This window comes from Fictibacillus barbaricus (assembly GCF_014635025.1).
Classification (GTDB): Bacteria; Bacillota; Bacilli; order Bacillales; family Fictibacillaceae; genus Fictibacillus; species Fictibacillus barbaricus.
On sequence record NZ_BMCE01000005.1, the window covers coordinates 16,362 to 33,871 of the forward strand.

20 protein-coding genes are annotated in these 17,510 nt (G+C 36.1%); 15 read left to right on the top strand and 5 right to left on the bottom strand.

Going from position 1 to position 17,510, the window contains the following annotated elements; all coding sequences use genetic code 11:
* The first annotated feature begins 105 nt into the window (after positions 1 to 105).
* Positions 106 to 1,113, top strand: coding sequence for a DUF3231 family protein (locus tag IEV52_RS20120; protein ID WP_188404382.1), 1,008 nt, complete (start codon positions 106 to 108; stop codon positions 1,111 to 1,113).
* A gap of 359 nt (positions 1,114 to 1,472) precedes the next feature.
* Entirely contained in the window at positions 1,473 to 2,729 is a 1,257-nt protein-coding gene (locus IEV52_RS20125) for a DUF445 domain-containing protein (RefSeq protein ID WP_188404383.1), read from the top strand.
* Positions 2,730 to 3,065: 336 nt separating this feature from the next.
* On the opposite strand, the gene IEV52_RS20130 is transcribed toward IEV52_RS20125, so the two are convergent.
* Entirely contained in the window at positions 3,066 to 3,719 is a 654-nt protein-coding gene (locus tag IEV52_RS20130; RefSeq protein ID WP_188404384.1) for a DUF1801 domain-containing protein, read from the bottom strand.
* Positions 3,720 to 4,611: 892 nt separating this feature from the next.
* Between IEV52_RS20130 and IEV52_RS20135 the strand changes: the two genes are divergently transcribed.
* Genes IEV52_RS20135 through IEV52_RS20145 form a run of 3 tightly spaced genes read left to right on the top strand, consistent with a single transcriptional unit; the run spans position 4,612 to position 6,156 of the window.
* Entirely contained in the window at positions 4,612 to 5,100 is a 489-nt protein-coding gene (locus IEV52_RS20135) for a DUF2975 domain-containing protein (protein ID WP_188404385.1), read from the top strand.
* Between the two features lie 10 nt (positions 5,101 to 5,110).
* Positions 5,111 to 5,329 (top strand): helix-turn-helix domain-containing protein, encoded by a 219-nt coding sequence (locus IEV52_RS20140; protein ID WP_188404386.1) that lies wholly within the window; start codon positions 5,111 to 5,113, stop codon positions 5,327 to 5,329.
* Positions 5,330 to 5,373: 44 nt separating this feature from the next.
* Positions 5,374 to 6,156: a DUF817 domain-containing protein gene (locus IEV52_RS20145; RefSeq protein WP_188404387.1), complete on the top strand. Its 783-nt coding sequence runs from the start codon at positions 5,374 to 5,376 to the stop codon at positions 6,154 to 6,156.
* A 421-nt stretch (positions 6,157 to 6,577) separates the two neighbouring features.
* Here IEV52_RS20145 and IEV52_RS20150 read toward each other — a convergent pair whose 3' ends face one another.
* The gene (locus IEV52_RS20150; protein ID WP_188404388.1) at positions 6,578 to 7,498 is read right to left on the bottom strand and encodes a DMT family transporter; all 921 of its coding nucleotides are present in this window, start codon (positions 7,496 to 7,498) and stop codon (positions 6,578 to 6,580) included.
* A 114-nt stretch (positions 7,499 to 7,612) separates the two neighbouring features.
* On the opposite strand from IEV52_RS20150, the gene IEV52_RS20155 reads away from it, so the two are divergent.
* Positions 7,613 to 9,019 carry an aminotransferase-like domain-containing protein gene (locus IEV52_RS20155; protein ID WP_188404389.1) on the top strand — a complete coding sequence of 469 codons (1,407 nt, stop codon included), beginning with the start codon at positions 7,613 to 7,615 and terminating at the stop codon, positions 9,017 to 9,019.
* Between the two features lie 170 nt (positions 9,020 to 9,189).
* The gene (locus tag IEV52_RS20160) at positions 9,190 to 9,639 is read left to right on the top strand and encodes an SRPBCC family protein (protein ID WP_188404390.1); all 450 of its coding nucleotides are present in this window, start codon (positions 9,190 to 9,192) and stop codon (positions 9,637 to 9,639) included.
* Positions 9,640 to 9,837: 198 nt separating this feature from the next.
* Here IEV52_RS20160 and IEV52_RS20165 read toward each other — a convergent pair whose 3' ends face one another.
* Entirely contained in the window at positions 9,838 to 10,593 is a 756-nt protein-coding gene (locus tag IEV52_RS20165) for a PAS domain S-box protein (protein WP_308464587.1), read from the bottom strand.
* Between the two features lie 363 nt (positions 10,594 to 10,956).
* On the opposite strand from IEV52_RS20165, the gene IEV52_RS20170 reads away from it, so the two are divergent.
* From IEV52_RS20170 to IEV52_RS20180, 3 genes are all read left to right on the top strand, one after another.
* Positions 10,957 to 11,499, top strand: a complete 543-nt coding sequence (locus tag IEV52_RS20170; RefSeq protein ID WP_188404392.1) for a GNAT family N-acetyltransferase — start codon at positions 10,957 to 10,959, stop codon at positions 11,497 to 11,499.
* 136 nt (positions 11,500 to 11,635) lie between these two features.
* Positions 11,636 to 12,328, top strand: a complete 693-nt coding sequence (locus IEV52_RS20175; protein WP_188404393.1) for an aspartate/glutamate racemase family protein — start codon at positions 11,636 to 11,638, stop codon at positions 12,326 to 12,328.
* A 373-nt stretch (positions 12,329 to 12,701) separates the two neighbouring features.
* On the top strand, positions 12,702 to 14,411 hold the full coding sequence (locus tag IEV52_RS20180; RefSeq protein WP_188404394.1) for an ABC transporter ATP-binding protein: 1,710 nt from the start codon (positions 12,702 to 12,704) through the stop codon (positions 14,409 to 14,411).
* A gap of 30 nt (positions 14,412 to 14,441) precedes the next feature.
* Here the strand turns inward: IEV52_RS20180 and IEV52_RS20185 are convergent, their stop codons facing one another.
* On the bottom strand, positions 14,442 to 14,771 hold the full coding sequence (locus IEV52_RS20185) for an Mpo1-like protein (RefSeq protein WP_188404395.1): 330 nt from the start codon (positions 14,769 to 14,771) through the stop codon (positions 14,442 to 14,444).
* A 162-nt stretch (positions 14,772 to 14,933) separates the two neighbouring features.
* Between IEV52_RS20185 and IEV52_RS20190 the strand changes: the two genes are divergently transcribed.
* The 4 genes from IEV52_RS20190 to IEV52_RS20205 all read left to right on the top strand — a co-directional run bounded on the left by IEV52_RS20190 (position 14,934) and on the right by IEV52_RS20205 (position 16,554).
* Positions 14,934 to 15,284, top strand: a complete 351-nt coding sequence (locus IEV52_RS20190) for a MerR family transcriptional regulator (RefSeq protein ID WP_188404396.1) — start codon at positions 14,934 to 14,936, stop codon at positions 15,282 to 15,284.
* Entirely contained in the window at positions 15,278 to 15,739 is a 462-nt protein-coding gene (locus IEV52_RS20195; protein WP_188404397.1) for an SRPBCC family protein, read from the top strand. Before IEV52_RS20190 ends, IEV52_RS20195 begins: the two co-directional genes overlap by 7 nt.
* Before the next feature lie 126 nt (positions 15,740 to 15,865).
* A complete protein-coding gene (locus tag IEV52_RS20200) occupies positions 15,866 to 16,288 on the top strand; it encodes a pyridoxamine 5'-phosphate oxidase family protein (protein WP_188404441.1) in 423 nt (140 codons plus the stop codon).
* Between the two features lie 44 nt (positions 16,289 to 16,332).
* Positions 16,333 to 16,554: a hypothetical protein gene (locus tag IEV52_RS20205; protein ID WP_188404398.1), complete on the top strand. Its 222-nt coding sequence runs from the start codon at positions 16,333 to 16,335 to the stop codon at positions 16,552 to 16,554.
* 87 nt (positions 16,555 to 16,641) lie between these two features.
* Here IEV52_RS20205 and IEV52_RS20210 read toward each other — a convergent pair whose 3' ends face one another.
* The gene (locus tag IEV52_RS20210) at positions 16,642 to 16,833 is read right to left on the bottom strand and encodes a YjcZ family sporulation protein (RefSeq protein ID WP_188404399.1); all 192 of its coding nucleotides are present in this window, start codon (positions 16,831 to 16,833) and stop codon (positions 16,642 to 16,644) included.
* A 125-nt stretch (positions 16,834 to 16,958) separates the two neighbouring features.
* Here IEV52_RS20210 and IEV52_RS20215 point away from each other — a divergent pair, with 125 nt between their 5' ends.
* A complete protein-coding gene (locus IEV52_RS20215; protein WP_188404400.1) occupies positions 16,959 to 17,447 on the top strand; it encodes a DinB family protein in 489 nt (162 codons plus the stop codon).
* Positions 17,448 to 17,510 lie beyond the last annotated feature (63 nt).

A 17,510-nucleotide genomic window follows, 5' to 3' on the forward strand; every position in this document is an offset into this window, starting at 1 on the left:
GGTGCAAATTCAAAAAACAACTTACTCGATATAACGTAAATAAAAAGTTCCTTCAATGCCAATAGTAATTAGATAGACTGTAAAAAGAAACGGAGGAACTAAAAAATGGACACAGAACATAATATTAAATTAACGTCAGCGGAAATTTCGCAGCTATGGACTTCGTATATAAATAGCACTATGTCAAAATGTTTTTTTCTATATTTTTTAGAGAAAGTTGAAGATACGCAAATTCGCCCTATTATTCAACATGCATTAGACTTGGCAGAATCTCATATTCAAAAGTTAACCACATTATTTGAAAAGGAAAATTGGCCAGTTCCACATGGATTCAAAGAAGAAGAAGATGTGGACATTAAAGCCCCACGGTTATTTTCAGACACTTTTATGCTTCATTTCATTCAAAGTATGGGTGAAATTGCCTTAAATTATTATAGTGTCTCTCAGACATTAGCCGTTCGTTCAGATATTAATCAATATTACGCTGAATGTCTTGCAGAGCTTAGTCAATTCAATACAATGGCAAAGGATCTATCATTATCAAAAGGTATTTTCATTCGTGCACCCTATATAAATCCCCCTGAAAAAGTAGCATTTGTTCAACAACAAAGTTACATGACTGGATGGCTAGGTAATCGAAGGCCATTAACAGCAATGGAAATTACTAATCTGTACACAAATATTCAACGTAATGCGTTAGGTAAAGCGACTATGATTGGATTTAGTCAAGCATCTAATTCAAAAGAAGTAAGAAAATACATGGTTAGAGGAAAAGATATCTCTTCCAAGCATATTGAAATATTTGGTTCAATATTGAGTGAAGCTGACCTTCCTTCACCAATGACTTGGGACACACAGGTAACTGCTTCAACGACTTCACCATTCTCTGACAAACTAATGTTAGCTTCCACCTCTTATCTAACTGCTATTGGGATGGGATACTACGGAACGAGTTTAGCGACATGTACCAGACGTGATTTATCCGCACATTACGTTAGATTGTCGGCAGAAATTGCAAAATACGCCGAAGACGGGGCAAATCTTATGATTAACAACGGTTGGATGGAAGAACCGCCTTTAGCAAGTGACAGGGATAAATTAGCCAGACAATAGAAAAAGGAATCTAGGTAGATATTATTTGAAATTACAAATACAAATTTAAAGTTATTCAACAAACGGGTGCTTTAGTTAAAGATCCAGAGGGCTGATAACAGCTCTCTTTTTTATTCAATAATTGGGCCAGATTATGGAATATGGAAGGGGAAAATAACACCTTTATTCAGGAAATAAATGTTAAAATTATATTTATTAAAATGAAAAGAGGTAAAGTGGTAATATAGATAATCCAGGTAATATTTTGAATGAAAATGAAGTCAAATAAATTAAGTCCTTCTAGGGAAAGATGGAACAATACTCATTCTGTTCTTTTATGTTATAGTTAATCAAATTAAAGCCGTTCGAGGGAAGTTATAATGGAGAAAAAAGATAAAAAATCAAAATACTTTGCGAAAATTTCATTAGGAGTTATGGGTGCTGGATTTCTCATAAGTATTCCTTTTCAAGACTCATTCATTGGCCGGTTATTACAAGGAGGATTTGAGGCGGGTTTAGTAGGAGGACTGGCAGACTGGTTTGCTGTTACAGCTCTTTTTCGCCATCCTCTTGGTATCCCGATTCCACACACTGCACTGCTTCCAAAAAACCGAGATAGAATGCTAAGGGCTATTATATCCCTGCTTGAAAATAATTGGCTAACGAAAGAAAGTATTCAGGGGAAACTGAAACAATTTAAAATTACAGAGAAATTATTGCAACTTGCAGAGAAAGAATTGTATTCAGTTACTTTTAATAAAGGGATAAGATCTATACTCCAACAGGCTATCAGTCATGTTAATCCAAAAAACATCGCTCCGTTTATAGAAAAAGAGCTAAAGAACCGTATTCTTACATTAGATACCGCGGGTTTTCTTCAATCCCTAATCAATCAAGCTCTCAAAAGAAATTTGGATGAAAAAGCATTGGATTATATCCTGGCTGAGACTGAAAAGTGGATGGCAAAAGAAGATACGAAAGTAAAAATCGGTATTATGGCTAAACAATTGCTGGACAATACTGAAGCAGATGGCTTTTTAAAAATGACTATTCAATCTTTTAGCAATTTAATTAACGCAGAAAAGCTAGGGAATATACTTCAACCATTTATTCTTAAGAGGATCATTCTCTTACAAGAGTCTGATAATCCATATAGGTATTTGATCCTTAATCGGATTCGCAAAGAATTAGAAAATGTGCAAGATAGAGAAAAGCTCGTTGCTGATATAAATATATGGAAAGATGACCTGATAAAAAATTGGAATCCTGCTGATCAAATTACAAACATTTTGGAACAGCTACAAAATAAATTGATTCTGCAAACCCAAGAAAAAGAATTTATAGTGCAGTATGTGCTTCCATTATTTAAAGACCTCATTGAGAGAATGAAACATGATCCTGAAAAAATGGACATGATTGAAAGTTGGGTACAAAAACAAATTTCCTATTTGATTGAAAAAAACCATTCGAAAATAGGTATTCTTGTAAAAGAAAACCTTGAAAAACTGGATAACGAAACTCTTATCGATATCATGGAAAATAATGTAGGTAAAGATTTACAGTGGATTAGAGTGAATGGAGCAATTTGCGGTTTTTTAATAGGAATTATCTTAACGATTTTTAAAGCCATAGTGTAAGTATAAAAAAGCATTAAGCAATAAATACCCCTTCTCAAAAAAGAGAAGGGGTTTTGTTGTAAAGATTTATACCATATGTTCGTTTAGTTTACAGCAAAAATGTAATATACATCATACAAGTTTTTGGCAGCACTATGTATTTTGCAATGAACTTTACTCGAAAGCACTGTTAGCTGGTAATGCGTAAGCCTGATACAAGGTAGTTTGCTTATACTCTACAGAGCACTTTTTTGTTTCCATTTTAAATTATTTGATTGAGTGTTCCCTGCGATCTAAAAAGGAGTTCGAATGAACGTAAAGTGAGGTAATATCTTGAAGTTTGGTTAATTTATTTTCTCATCGAATAGACTTGTGCGAGCCGTCACAGTTGGGCTGCTTTTGAGATAGTCCACAAGTGCAATCATTTAATCCCTTTCCATTGAGAATTTTCTGCATACATTTTTCAACCCTTGACTCTCGAGTTTTGGATTGTTTGGGTTGAGAAAAATAAAGAATGTATGCTCTTTGCCGTCCCGGGGTCAATCCTTCAAAAGCAGTTTTCAAGGCAGGGATCTCATCGAATTTATTTTGAAGCTCTTCAGGAATTATGAATTCAGTATTCTTTTTAAAATTCACTTCCAAACCAGCTTTTTCCACTTCAATGGCTTCATAAATATAGGCTTTCAATATGGTTTCCATTTCAACTATTTCTTGAACATTGGTGAACCGAATCTGGCGCGCCGCCTGTACATTCTCCGTTTGTTGGATTAGAACCCCATGGGCATCCTGTAACAAGGCACCTTTGTGAAACAGAAGCGCACAATATTCTTTAAATCCATGTATTAAAACGATGTTTTTTTCTTCAAACGTGTAACAAGGATGCATCCACTTAAATTCTTCGGTCAGCTCACAGTCAAGAACGATATTTCTCAACTTCTCAAATTCTTCCTTCCACTTTTTAGCTTTACCTAAAAATTCATCAACCTTAGGATTCATTCTACTATTTGTCATCAAGGAACACTCCCCTTCAATTTTTCGATCAGTTGATAGTTAAGAATGAAATATTCTCAATTTCTCCAATTCTTTCTGTCACTTTTTGGCTTTACTGATGTCAATTCCTGAAGAGGTAATCTTCTAGGTCTGCCAATAGATGAATCAGTTCACGTCCAGGGTAGGCAACGGCAACATACACATCCCTCATTTTATTTGTATCGGTCAAAATCATCCTTCCCTTACTTTCGCGTTATAAAAAGACTCCGATTAGTGTCTGATTTATAATAGGACATGAATTGGTGTCGTGTCTAGTTTGTATTACTACCATCCATCAGAACTAATGTGTATGAGGGTTCAGGATGAGCGAATTCATTAACACCTTAAATTCCCTTCGGTCAAACATTTACTGTTGACGAATGCCACGTTTTTCTTTCTGGTTTTTTGTCAATTTTATTAAGGTTCTTATGTAGTATCACTGTTTCACATAAAAATAAACGGTACATTGGGAAGTATCTTCAATAAACTTTATTAAATCATTAACTCATTTAAGACATTTTGTCTTCCGAGAAAACAATGTGTTAGATGGAGATATTACTCCTTGTTGCCACATTGACTAGGTATACTTTGATTGTAAAAGACATTTATTTAAGACGAAGAAAACTAAACAATTATTTTATTACACCGTTCCTATAATCGAACGGTGTTATGTGTGTTTAGAGTAATAAAATTAAACTACTTTTTTATTCCTAAACACATTTCATTGTAATGAGGAATGCTTTTTCTCTTTTTATAAAATTAAACGGATATTTCTTTAACAATAATAATATAATAAAGTACGATAACGATTTATTGTAAAACAATAAATCGTGTGTTAAAGTCAAATTAACAATAAATATGTGAGGTGCTTTTTATGAAACGTAAACAAACTTCAACCATTTTCTTAAGGTTAGTTGTTTTTCTGATGGGAATCCCAGTTCTTGCTTTGTGCATATTTTGGGTACCTGAGATAGCGAATTTTGCAGCAGAATTGTATCCAGATCGTGCTTATTTGAAATATCTTGTTTTAATCGATTTGTATGCAACGGCGATACCTTTTTATTTGGCTCTTTATCAAGCTTTTAAACTTTTAAGCTATATTGACAAGAACAAAGCGTTCTCGGAATTATCTGTAAGAGCTTTAAAGAAAATAAAATACTGTGCAATCACATTCAGTATCTTGTATGTGCTAGGTATGCCACTCTTTTATCTTATAGCGGAGATGGACGACGCCCCAGGTATCATACTAATTGGAATGGTCATGATTTTTGCTTCAATGGTGATTGCAGTCTTTGCCGCTGTTCTTCAAAAGCTATTACAAGAGGCGATTGACATAAAATCAGAAAATGATTTAACGGTCTGAGGTGTATAATATGGCGATTATTATCAATATTGATGTGATGCTGGCTAAAAGAAAAATGAGTGTAACAGAACTTTCGGAGAGAGTTGGAATAACAATGGCTAACCTTTCTATATTGAAAAATGGAAAGGCAAAAGCGATTCGATTATCAACTTTAGAGGCGATTTGTAAGGCTTTAGAATGTCAGCCTGGAGATATTTTAGAATACAAAAGTGATGAAGACAAGCATTAAGCAGGACTAAATATATTCAGAAAAAAACTTTGGAGGCACAAATCATGAGAGCACTAGAACAACTCGTTCGTTTTGGTTGGGAGCAGGCCCTATCATGCTTGTTTCCTGTCGTTATTTTTGCCTCTTTGGCTTTTACACAAATCATGCCACTTCCCTTCCTGCCACGGTATGACTGGCTGCTCATCATCTGCCTTCTGATGCAGTGGTGGATGGTGCGTTCTGGGCTTGAAACAATGGATGAACTTAAGGTTATCACATTGTTCCACTTAATTGGACTTGCTCTTGAACTTTTCAAGGTACATATGGGCTCCTGGTCTTATCCAGAGGAAGGATATGTAAAAATTTTTGGAGTGCCTTTGTACAGCGGATTCATGTATGCAAGTGTAGCGAGTTATCTTTGCCAGGCGTGGAGGAGGTTTAATGTTGAACTCGTTAAGTGGCCCCCGTTTTTGGTAGTTGTACCTCTTACAGCAGTGATTTATTTGAATTTTTTCACCCACCATTATTGGATTGACGTTCGTTGGTGGTTATCTGGACTTGTAATTATCGTCTTTTGGCAATCATGGGTCACATACGAGGTTGATAGAACTCGTTACCGTATGCCACTCGCACTTTCTTTTGTGCTCATCGGATTTTTTATATGGATTGCCGAAAATATCGCGACGTTTTTTGGAGCATGGGAATATCCAAACCAAACCGATGCATGGAGTCTCGTTCATGTAGGAAAGGTGAGTTCATGGCTCTTATTAGTGATTGTTAGCTTTCTTATAGTAGCTACGTTAAAGCAGGTTAAGGGAAAAACAAAAATTATGAACTTGGAAGCATAGCGGCAACTCCTAAACATGTGTTTGAAAGCCCGAACATGCTAGCATTTATAGCTTTTAGGATATAGAACTTAACGTAAAGTATTTGGAGAAGGTGCTCCCATATGTCCACCACTTGTGGGGCAGGCCAGTGCATATGGGAAAAAATTGAGCATAAGCAGTTATCTTCACTTTGAGAATTGGACAGTCAAGTAAAATAGCTACTACCCATATATATGGCTAGACCCTTATTCCACAAACGGGTGCATATCTGTAACAAGATATGTGCTCTTTTTATGAAATAACCCAGTTTATGGAGTATGCCTTTGGTTATTGTCTTAAATAAAAAAGCTGCCTAAGTAATGTGATAGGCAACTTATTGATTTGCACCTTTGTTTGTATTTTATTTTGTTTAAGGTACTAGAATAACTTGCTTCTCATTATCTTATAACCCTTCTCTCTGATGAACTCTTGCTTTTTTTGAAAATATCTCCAAGTTACTGACGTTTATAATGATTAATCCTAAAACAATGGTTAATCCACCCGTAACCATAATCCAACTAACGTATTCATTATAGATTAAGGTTCCTAAACCTATGGCTATCAATGGAGAAATATAGAGCCATGTCGACGGAAAGACTGGATCCGTATTTTTGACGAGCCAATAGTAGAGTGTGTGGGCGATCATGGAACCAAAAACAGTTAAATACAATAGAGATCCGATTGTTACATGGTTTGTTAGCTGCTCGACAGAGATTGATTCACTAAATAAGGAAAGAACCAAGAGTAAGATTCCTCCATGTATCATCTGTGAAGCATTTAAAAGGATTGGTGAGCTATTAGAAAAACGTTCAGATACTTTCTTCGAATAGAGAGTTCCTGAAGCGAATGCAAGCTGACCCAATAGAATAAGTAAGCAGGACAGTAGCAAAAGGTAGCTTTTAGAAATATTCAGGTTAGGAAGCAATAACATGATTACACCAATAAAAGAGATTATACATCCCACTAATGACTGTTTTGATAGCCTTATTCGCAGGACAAGAGTTTGAATCAGAAGGATCATTAAAGGTCCTGTCGCAGAGAGCACGGCTCCCATCCCCGATGTTACATATTGTTCTGCCCAATAGAGCGTGGAGAAAGTTCCGAACGTAAGCGTACTACCTGTAATAAAAGATTCTTTGGACAATAGAACAGAAAGGTTCCCTTTTTTCCGTAACATCATTATGAAATAGAGGATACATCCTGCAGTAAAAAAACGGATTCCCGCTGAAAAAAACGGTGGAAGTCCTCCGTCCACTCCGACTTTAATCGCTAGGAAAGTCGTTCCAAAGATCAAACACATCAAGATAAAGTTAACAATAATCATAGTAGTTTTCCTCCTTTTGAACAATCATAAAGGATGGAGAATAGAACAGATTGAATTAGTTAGAACAGATGAATAGCTAAAAAGGTAAAATGAACAAATAAGGAGGGGAGACCAGTGAGAAAGAATGCTTCTAAGGAGTTGTACAAACAAGTCTATGATTATGTAGTACACCAAATAAAACGGGGAGAATGGAAAGAATATGATAAACTTCCCTCTGTTCGGGCTTTAGCAAAAGAGTTTAAAGTCCATCGACTAACGGTTTTAAAGGCATTTCAATTATTAAAAGAGGATGAGATTTTATACGTAAAGGATAAATCAGGTTATTTTGTTGGACCAGAGAAGGTTTTAAAGGAGAATGAGGGAAGAACCATCTCAACTTATGTAGAAAATAATCACTTATCGACCATCCACCAGGTGCCCGCAGCATACCAATTCTCAAAAGCCCTGATCGATCCAGGTCTCCTGCCAAATAAGTATTTTTCTGAATATGTAAAGAAAGTGTTCGATCTCTATCCCAAAGTACTTGGTACATATTCAAACGTCCAAGGAGATGACGAGCTTAGATACGCATTTTCTAGTTATTTACTTAAAACGTACCGTTTTTATGCATCCCAAGATGAACTTTTAATTACTTCAGGAGCTCAGCAAGCTATCGATCTTTTAGCAAAGACTCTAATTCAACCAAAAGATACAATCCTTGTTGAAAGACCTACTTATAGCACAGCAATCGATATCTTTAGACAGTATGGTGCAAATATAGTGGGAGTGGAAATCGGGCCATCCGGATATGATTTATCAGAACTTGAACACTACATGAAGAATTATCGGCCACGCCTCTTTTATGTGAACCCAACATTCCATAATCCAACAGGTTATACTGTACCTGTTGTTCAAAGAAAACGCCTAGTAGAACTAGCAGAGGAATATAAATGTGTAATCATCGAAGACGATCCTTTTCGAGATATCTACTTTAAGGGCAAGCCGCCGCTTCCCATTTATACGTTTGACACGGAAGGTTATGTCATCTATATCCGTGGTTTTAGTAAATACGTTTCACCGGGATTACGTATCGCAGTTGTAGTGTGTAAACATCCTTTAATGAAGAATCTCATCATCGCGAAATCTCTTGCCGATAATGGGACCTCTTTGTTAGATCAAAAGATTTTTCTGCTCTATTTCTTTTCTGAGCGTATGCAGATTCATCTTTCAAAACTTAGAACAGCGCTTTATTTAAGAAAAGAAATAATGGAAAGAGAGCTAAATGATACCTCATGGAAGTGGACTAGTCCTGGAGGAGGGTTTACCTTGTGGGTGGAGATGCCTGAAGGGCTAGCAGTAGATCAATTACTTAAATCATCCATAAAACATTCGCTCACCTTTGTTCCTGGTATTATATGTGACACTCAGGGAAGGATGGGTTCATGGATTAGACTCAGCTATTCTTATGCTAATGAGGAACAAATACAAAAAGGAATTCGATTATTAATCCAAACATCGAACGATTTAAAATACTTTGATTAGATATTAAGCTACCTAACTATAATCTTATCAACAATCAGGGTGCATTTCTTCAAGAAGGAGAAAGCACTTTTTTTATTGAAGTATAGGGCGAGTAGTTTAAGAAGAAGCAACAATGGATGATAAAATTTATTGAAAGTAGATATTTATAAATTGAATTGGAGGATTATAAGATGAAGCCTATTACTATCCCAGACCTTTCAACAAGACAGTTAAGCCTTACGGTGGAAATTCAAATGGATGCTTCGCCTGATATACTATTCCAAGCATGGACGAAGCAGTTTGATCTTTGGTTTGCGGCCCCTGGAACATTGTTAATGAAAGGAGAAGTCAACACGGTTTTCTTCTTTGAAACGATCTTTGAAGAAAAACGTCATCCTCATTACGGACGGTTTCTTAGACTTGAACAAGACCGTTTCGTCGAATTAACATGGGTTACTGGGACTGGGGGAACAAATGGAGCTGAAACGGTCGTTACGGTTGAACTTCAACCTAAAGGCAATGGTACACAACTCACCCTTACGCATACTGGATTTCCTGATGAAGAGTCGAGGGACCAGCATAAACAAGCATGGCCTCTTGTGCTTGAACAGCAAGACAAACGAATGTTGGGTTACTCATGAATAAAGGATTCTGCTTATTAAAAAACGGGTGCATTTCTGAAATTATTAGGAACCTTTATAAGTAACGTACAAGTTTGTTGATGAAATAGGAGTGTTAATATTAAAGATTCAAATACTTAAGCAACCTAACCTTCCATTTTTGATGAAATAAAAAAGTCTTGCAAAATGCAAGACTATTACTCTTGAAAAATAGAATAATCAATATTTAAAATTCATACCTAATGAATACAGTGCATCTTTTACAGTTGCCATTGTTGATGTTGAAGTTAACCTATTATCTATATTAATAGCAATTAAAGCTAGCTCGGGTCTTATACCCGTAATAATCGAACGCACTCCGAGCAATGACATTATGTTATGAATTTTAAATAGATAATCTGTTACCATATGGTCTATCTTATAAATACTAGAGAAATCAATAATTAAATATTTTACATTTTGTTGTTGAACCTTATTCGGCAAGACCTCCAAAAGCATTCTTGCCCTATCTTCATCAATGGCTCCTACCAGGGGAAGCACCGCAATTTCATTTGAAAGAGGAACAATTGTTGCAGAAAGTTCATTTATTTGTTTTATTATTTCTACTTGCTTTTTCTCGGTCTTTTTTCTATCCGTAATATCTTTTACATAAGTCTGGATGGCTGTGGTATCTCCTATTTGTACAGGATGGCAATATAACTCAACGTCAACTGTTGTTCCATCCATTCGATATATCGTTTCTTCTATGACTTTTGCTGGTTGTAAGTATGCTGACTGTATTCTTTTTTCTATTGCTATCTTTGCGGTTTCCTGAAATATATCCAAAGGACTTGCTCCAATGATACTTTCTTTTTTAGCTCTAAAAAATTTTTCTGCTGCATGATTAATATCGATTATTTTAAGATCTGTATGAATAATTAATGGATCAAGTGAGAACTCCATAATCTGACGATAATCAATTTTAGATATATTCACATCCAAATATCTCCACTCCCTTATATTTTATCTCTTTTATAGATTTAGGCCTCTACAATATTCAATTACCACATCAATATTCAAGTTACTTTGTAATGGAAATATTTGAAATGATTAAACTTTTCTCTCATAGTATACCAAATTACACATTATAGTCCTATGTAGAAGGCTTGATGAAAGTAATGAGGACTGCTGGGAAATATCGTTCCTTGGGACAGTATAGGGATTAAACGAATTTTTTATTTAACTCATGTTTATAAAAATTTAAATTCAACAATCGGGTGCATTTCTTTAAGAAGGAGAAGTGCCCTTTCTTATTGAACTAATAGGACGGGTTTTATAGGATTACTACTGGGAGGCTAGATGATGAAGGGTATGAATATTTATTTAAAACCGCTAAATATTAGTGATGCAACATCCATATTGGAACTTGAAATAAAGAACAAAGAGTTTTTTAGTCAATATTCTATTAATAGAGATTCGGAGTTTTATACCTTAGAAGGGCAATTGAAAAGGATGGAGACGATTGAGGAAAGCAGGGAAAACGATTTAGGATACTCCTTTGGCATCTACCTTAATGAATCTCATAGGCTAATCGGACAAATTAGTTTGTTTAAGATCGAAAGAGGTCCCGCCCAAAGGGGCATGGTAGGATACTCTCTTGATAAAGATCAGAACGGAAAGGGATATATGACAGAAGCTCTTAAATCTATTGTAGACTTTGGATTCGATCAACTAAAGCTCCACCGAATTGAAGCCGGGGTAATGCCCCATAATATAGGATCTATCAAAATATTGGAGAAGACAGGATTTCAAAAAGAGGGAATTGCAAAGAAATATGTGATGATAAACGGGAAGTGGGAAGATCATCAGATCCTTGCGATCATCAATAATAGAAACGAATAATAGTAGTCGCCGAGATTTGGTGGCGTTCTAACTTATTAAACAAACGGGTGCAAATCTGTAAAAAGGTCTCTTTTAAAATCTGAAGTCATATTCTTGTTAGAGAAGGTAAATTACAAATGAATATTGGGGGATTTACATGAAGGTTATTGGACTTATTGGTGGAATGAGTTGGGAATCATCTGCTGTGTATTATCGAATTATTAATGAAGAAGTAAAAAAGCGATTAGGAGGCCTACATTCTGCAAAGTGCCTTCTATACAGCGTTGACTTTGAAGAAATTGAGCATTTTCAATCAGTAGGAGATTGGGAAAAAGCAGGTAAAACATTAGGTGATATTGCACTTTCTCTAGAAAAAGGAGGTGCGGATTTTATTGTTATTTGTACCAATACCATGCACAAAGTAATAGATGATATACAGGAGAAAATAAGTATACCTATTTTACATATTGCAGATGCAACAGCTTATAAAATCAAAGAGCAAGGAATTAACACCGTTGGATTACTTGGTACAAGATATACAATGGAGCAAGACTTTTTTAGCACACGTTTAGAGTCTAATGATATAAAGGTTATGGTACCAAATAAAGAGGAAAGAGAAAATGTAAATAAAATAATTTATGAAGAGTTATGTTTAGGTAAGGTTCAACAAACATCAAGAGATTATTATAAGAAGGTTATCCAAGATCTAATCAGAAATGGGGCTGAAGGAATTATCTTAGGCTGTACAGAAATTGGATTATTAATAAAACCAGAGGATGTGACTGTTCCTCTATTTGATACAGCTAATATCCATGCTCTTGAAGCAGTAAATATGTCTCTACAGAAGTAGTTTTTGAGTCTCTTTTTTTAACTTGATCTTACTTTAATCGGGCAGCATTCCTGTAATGAGTTATTCCACAAACGGGTGCAAATAAAAACATGTTTTCAACCAGCCTTATTCTTATCAATTTTTAGAGAAATTTATTTAAGGCGATAAAAATTAAACAACTATGTTATAACACCGCTCCTTTTTTAGAACGGTGTTATATGTGTTTGAAGTAATAAAAATAACAACTTATTATTTCTGAACAGCGATACAGTTTTTTTGGAAAAAATGTAATAGGAGATTCTCCAGATTGTACAAAACACTTCTATTCTGTATAATTGAGAATGAATTTCAATTAAGTTTACTAACTCTAAATAATACAGAAGGAGGTCTACTCTTGTTAGCCAGATTTTTTTCATACTATAGACCTTATAAATGGTTGTTCATACTCGATTTTACATGCGCCATTCTTGTCGGGATCTTAGAATTGGCATTCCCTTTAGCAGTTAATCAAGTAATAGACCGTCTGCTTCCAGAAGGAAACTGGGAAATCATTTCATTAGCCTGTCTGGGTTTATTGCTAGTCTATCTCTTAAATACAGGTCTGCATTTTGTTGTAACCTATTGGGGGCATAAGCTCGGTATTAACATTGAGACAGACATGCGCCAGCAATTGTTTACGCATATGCAAAAGCTTTCGTTCGGGTATTATGACAACAACAAAACTGGGCATAGCATCTCCCGGCTTACAAAAGATCTGGAAGAGATCGGAGAAGTGGCCCATCACGGACCAGAAGATGTTTTTGTCGCAGTGATGACGTTGGTCGGATCATTTGGACTGATGCTAACGATCAACTGGAAGCTAGCTGTACTCTCTTTTGTTGTCATTCCTCTTCTTATTATATTGGCAATCTACTTTAACAAAAAGATGACCGTTACGTTTAGGAAAATGTTTCAAGATGTCGCAGAGATTAATTCAAGAGTTGAGGACAGTATTGGCGGGATCCGGGTTGTACAGGCGTTTGCAAACGAAAAATATGAACAGAAAAAGTTTGAGAAGAACAATCAAAACTATCGTTTAACCAAGCTGCAATCTTACAAGATCATGGCTCAGAACGTAATGTCTAACTATGTATTGATGAGGCTGGTTACTCTTTTCACCTTGTTGTTTGGTACGTTTTTTGTGATTTCAGGGGAATTAACATACGGACAATTTGTAGCCTTTATCCTACTTTCGAATATATTAATCGGACCAATTCAAAAGATTAACGCAGTCATCGAAAGTTATCCAAAAGGTATAGCAGGTTTTAAACGATTTACTGAAATCATGGATACGGAACCGGATATTGCCGATTCTGAAGATGCTATTGAGATTGACTTACATGGTGCCATTCAATACAAAGATGTGACATTTGGATATGAAGGTCACAATAAGGTGTTGAATCGTATCAGTTTATCTATTCAATCTGGTGAGACTGTAGCGTTTGTAGGTCCATCTGGTGCCGGTAAAACGACACTATGCAGCTTGCTCCCTCGTTTTTACGATATCCAAGATGGATCCATTACAATTGATGGCATTGATATTAAGGAAATGAAGCTAGAATCATTAAGAAAACAGATTGGTATTGTTCAGCAGGATGTTTTTCTCTTCTCAGGGTCAATCAGAGAGAACATAGCCTATGGTAACTTAGACGCATCTGATGCTGAAATCATGGAAGCAGCACAACGGGCACGTCTCGATGACTTCATTAAGAATCAGCCACAAGGGCTTGAAACGGTGATTGGTGAAAGAGGAGTGAAGCTTTCTGGCGGTCAGAAACAGAGGCTCGCTATTGCCCGTATGTTCTTAAAGAACCCGCCGATCTTAATTTTAGATGAAGCCACCTCTGCTTTAGATACAGAAACAGAGGTTGCTATTCAAAAAGCTTTAGAGGAGCTTACAGAAGGAAGAACGACATTAGTCATAGCCCATAGACTAGCTACGATTAAGAATGCGGATCGAATCATGGTTGTGACAGATGAAGGAATTGCAGAACAGGGAAATCATCATGACCTGCTAGTATCAAAAGGCGTCTATAGCAGACTGCATGCAGCTCAATTTGGTTGATAGAGAACCCCCATATGAAAATGGGGGTTTTTACATGCTTTTATGACTTGAGAGTTTATTAAACTCTTTTCCCAGCTGACCGAATAATATCATTCGATACATACGAAAATCTGCCCGAAGTGACCAAACGGGAAGACCGAACGTAGCCGGTTTGTTTCCCTCAATAAAAAAGTGGCTGAACCATGCGATCCCATATGCCACTAAAGGTGCTTCTAATAAGAACCAAGGACTTTTTATTACAGCTAATAGGATAAATATAAAAACAAACGAAGTGCCGACAAAGTGCCACGCTCTCGTGGAAGGTTTGCTGTGCTGGGAAAGATAATATGGCCAGAATTCCTCGAAATTTTTAAACTCCATCTGTATGCCTCCTTTTTACGTTTACATTTGGTTTTGCTAAATGAATTCCATTTTATAAAAGGATAAATCCGCTTCTTGAGGAAGACTATATCAAAACAGAAATGATTTGACTCTGTGGTGCACAACACGGTTTATGATGGAATGGCAGGTGGTGAATGATCCATGTATAAAGTTAGTGAATTCTCGGAAATGACTGGTCTAAGTAAAGAAACACTCAGGTATTATGCAGAGGTTCAACTCCTTGAACCTGCCTATATCGATCCGAATAATAATTACCGGTATTACGATAACGGTTCCTATTTAGTGGCTATGATTTTAGTGAATTTAAGAAAATTTAATTTCACGATTCAAGAGATGCTAACTGTAATAGAAGATGAGTCATTTGAAAACCTTGAAAATATTCTTTTACAAAAAAGGCGGGACATTCAAAGAAAGATAGCTGATTTGAACAGTACGATAGATGAGATCGATCAATTCTTGCAATGGGGAAAAGAGGAGGAAGACAAATGCTAACTTGGAATGAAGAAAAAACAATACCGGTCAACATTGAAAAAGTCTGGGAGCTTTTTGCTGATGAAAACATAAGGAGGATCATGCCGAATGTCGTAGAACACACGCCTATTGAAAAGAAAGAAGGGGTGGTAGGCTCTACATATAAGCAATCTTACAAAGAAGGGCGCCGAATAGAAACGTACATCGTTGAAACGTTAGCCTACGAGAATACAGAAGATAAAAAACACTTACGGATCGGTTTCAATTTGGCTAAAGCATTTGAAATACAAATAGCTTTTACTTTATCAAAAATAGATGAATCAACGACTCGGTTTCAATATGAAGGATATAACAAAGGCATTAACTTCTTAGGTAAAGTGATGCTAAAGATCGCAGGAAATAAAAATAATAATAAAGTGGTGCAAGATTTCATGGATACAATAGAAAAAGAAAGCTTGGCGAATGCTGCTGTATAGCTAACCTATTTGATTAAAAACCCTGAATTCCGCTCGGCTAACCATATCCGTGCATAACATGATGTTTTATTTTCCATCCTAAAAGGTAGAGATTAAGGAGCTTATTTAAAGGAGTGGATGAATGAAATGGATAAAGAGCAAACCAAAAATAAAGTACTAGAAGTATTAGAAAAGAGACAAACAGGAGTACTAGCGAGTGTTAAGAAGAACAAACCGCATTCCAGATATATGACTTTTTATCATGATGAGCTTACATTCTACACACCAACGAGTATCGAGACACATAAAGCCGAAGAAATTAAGGAAAATCCGAATGTTCACTTATTAGTAGGTTATGAAGGTGAGGAGTATGGAGATCCTTATCTTGAGATAGAAGGTACAGCAACGATTAGGGATGATCAAGGATTAAAAGAAAAGTATTGGTCAGAACAAATGAAACATTATTTCGAAGGTCCAAACGATCTAAATTATATCCTGCTTGAGATAAAACCCAGCTTGATCAGACTCATGAATACTGAAGAACATGAACCGCAAATAATCGAATTATAAAACTGGCCTCTCTTTTGAATAAAAGGGAGGCCTTTGTTCGTCTAATGATAAAAAGAATAAAAAAAGAAAAGCGACAAATAGGGGATGTTCTGCCATACATTTTAAAAGATAATGTGCAGCTCGGGACTAGCACCTTGGCTTGTCCTCTACCCGGTCTAAAGCTTTGCAGCAGTCAATTTTTGCCGTTTAAATTTATGGCTAAACGAATTAAGCGGGCAGGAGAACAACTGTCAGGAAGGAAAAAAGGGGAAAACACAAAAAAGTAGTGAGCTTTCAATCGAGTTTCTTCATGAACTTGAGATATAAGGTAATAAAAAAGGCAAGAGTTCATCCTCCTGCCCTTTTCAGGGATATTATCTCAACGACGCACCGATGATGATGAGAAGGATAAAAAGCACTACAATTAGAGCGAACGCTCCGCCACCGCCGTACCCGTAACCGCCATAGCCATAACCACCATAACCACATGGAGAGCATCCATAACCACCATACCCGTATCCTGGGTAGCCCAAGTTACGTTGTTGTTTTTGTCTCTTTCCAAACATGCTGTAAGTCCTCCTTCTTTCTTGTGCCTTATGCTTTCATCATAGTGTATGTCCCAGGAGGAAGAGTGACAGGGACAAAATCCTAATAAAAACGAAAATTTTTATATGCAGAGGAGGACAAACGGATGAGTGAAGTATTAAAAGCATACAGAGATTTTACGAATTGGCTGGAACAGTTAAAGGAGATGCCAGAGTCCTGTTGGCTAGAACCAATTAAGATTGGAAAGTGGTCAACTGGGGAAATCATTGCTCATATTAAAGCATGGGATGTTTTTGTGTGGGATGAGAGATTTATATATTTTTTAAAAGGATCAACCATTTCACCTAAAAAAGGTGAAGTAGAAGAAATTAATAGAATAGCTGCTAATGAAGCAAGGTCAGGAATCTCCAAAAATCAATTGATTGATGAAGTAATTGAATGCCGTCTTGTTCTATCTAAAAAACTGGATGAGATTCCAAGTGTAATCTGGCAGGAAAAAATTCATATGGGAAATCGGATGATCACATTATGTGAATATATTAAGGGTATGATTAAACATGATCAGCATCACAAGCAGCAGATTGAAAAATTCCTTGTTAATAAAGGGATTAGCCTGTATAAACAAGAAGTGTAGAGCATTAGGAAATAAAGTCGAATTTCCCCGGAAATTATCTTAGGAAATAATGGAATGGAAAAA

Bases quoted from the DNA above. Each gene is read 5' to 3' on its own strand.
- IEV52_RS20205 (WP_188404398.1), top strand. From the start codon at position 16,333: ATGATAAAAAGAATAAAAAAAGAAAAGCGACAAATAGGGGATGTTCTG.
- IEV52_RS20160 (WP_188404390.1), top strand. From the start codon at position 9,190: ATGAAGCCTATTACTATCCCAGACCTTTCAACAAGACAGTTAAGCCTT.
- IEV52_RS20190 (WP_188404396.1), top strand. From the start codon at position 14,934: ATGTATAAAGTTAGTGAATTCTCGGAAATGACTGGTCTAAGTAAAGAA.
- IEV52_RS20175 (WP_188404393.1), top strand. From the start codon at position 11,636: ATGAAGGTTATTGGACTTATTGGTGGAATGAGTTGGGAATCATCTGCT.
- IEV52_RS20140 (WP_188404386.1), top strand. From the start codon at position 5,111: ATGGCGATTATTATCAATATTGATGTGATGCTGGCTAAAAGAAAAATG.
- IEV52_RS20125 (WP_188404383.1), top strand. From the start codon at position 1,473: ATGGAGAAAAAAGATAAAAAATCAAAATACTTTGCGAAAATTTCATTA.
- IEV52_RS20200 (WP_188404441.1), top strand. From the start codon at position 15,866: ATGGATAAAGAGCAAACCAAAAATAAAGTACTAGAAGTATTAGAAAAG.
- IEV52_RS20185 (WP_188404395.1), bottom strand. From the start codon at position 14,771: ATGGAGTTTAAAAATTTCGAGGAATTCTGGCCATATTATCTTTCCCAG.
- IEV52_RS20215 (WP_188404400.1), top strand. From the start codon at position 16,959: ATGAGTGAAGTATTAAAAGCATACAGAGATTTTACGAATTGGCTGGAA.
- IEV52_RS20210 (WP_188404399.1), bottom strand. From the start codon at position 16,833: ATGTTTGGAAAGAGACAAAAACAACAACGTAACTTGGGCTACCCAGGA.
- IEV52_RS20130 (WP_188404384.1), bottom strand. From the start codon at position 3,719: ATGACAAATAGTAGAATGAATCCTAAGGTTGATGAATTTTTAGGTAAA.
- IEV52_RS20195 (WP_188404397.1), top strand. From the start codon at position 15,278: ATGCTAACTTGGAATGAAGAAAAAACAATACCGGTCAACATTGAAAAA.
- IEV52_RS20150 (WP_188404388.1), bottom strand. From the start codon at position 7,498: ATGATTATTGTTAACTTTATCTTGATGTGTTTGATCTTTGGAACGACT.
- IEV52_RS20120 (WP_188404382.1), top strand. From the start codon at position 106: ATGGACACAGAACATAATATTAAATTAACGTCAGCGGAAATTTCGCAG.
- IEV52_RS20170 (WP_188404392.1), top strand. From the start codon at position 10,957: ATGATGAAGGGTATGAATATTTATTTAAAACCGCTAAATATTAGTGAT.
- IEV52_RS20145 (WP_188404387.1), top strand. From the start codon at position 5,374: ATGAGAGCACTAGAACAACTCGTTCGTTTTGGTTGGGAGCAGGCCCTA.
- IEV52_RS20135 (WP_188404385.1), top strand. From the start codon at position 4,612: ATGAAACGTAAACAAACTTCAACCATTTTCTTAAGGTTAGTTGTTTTT.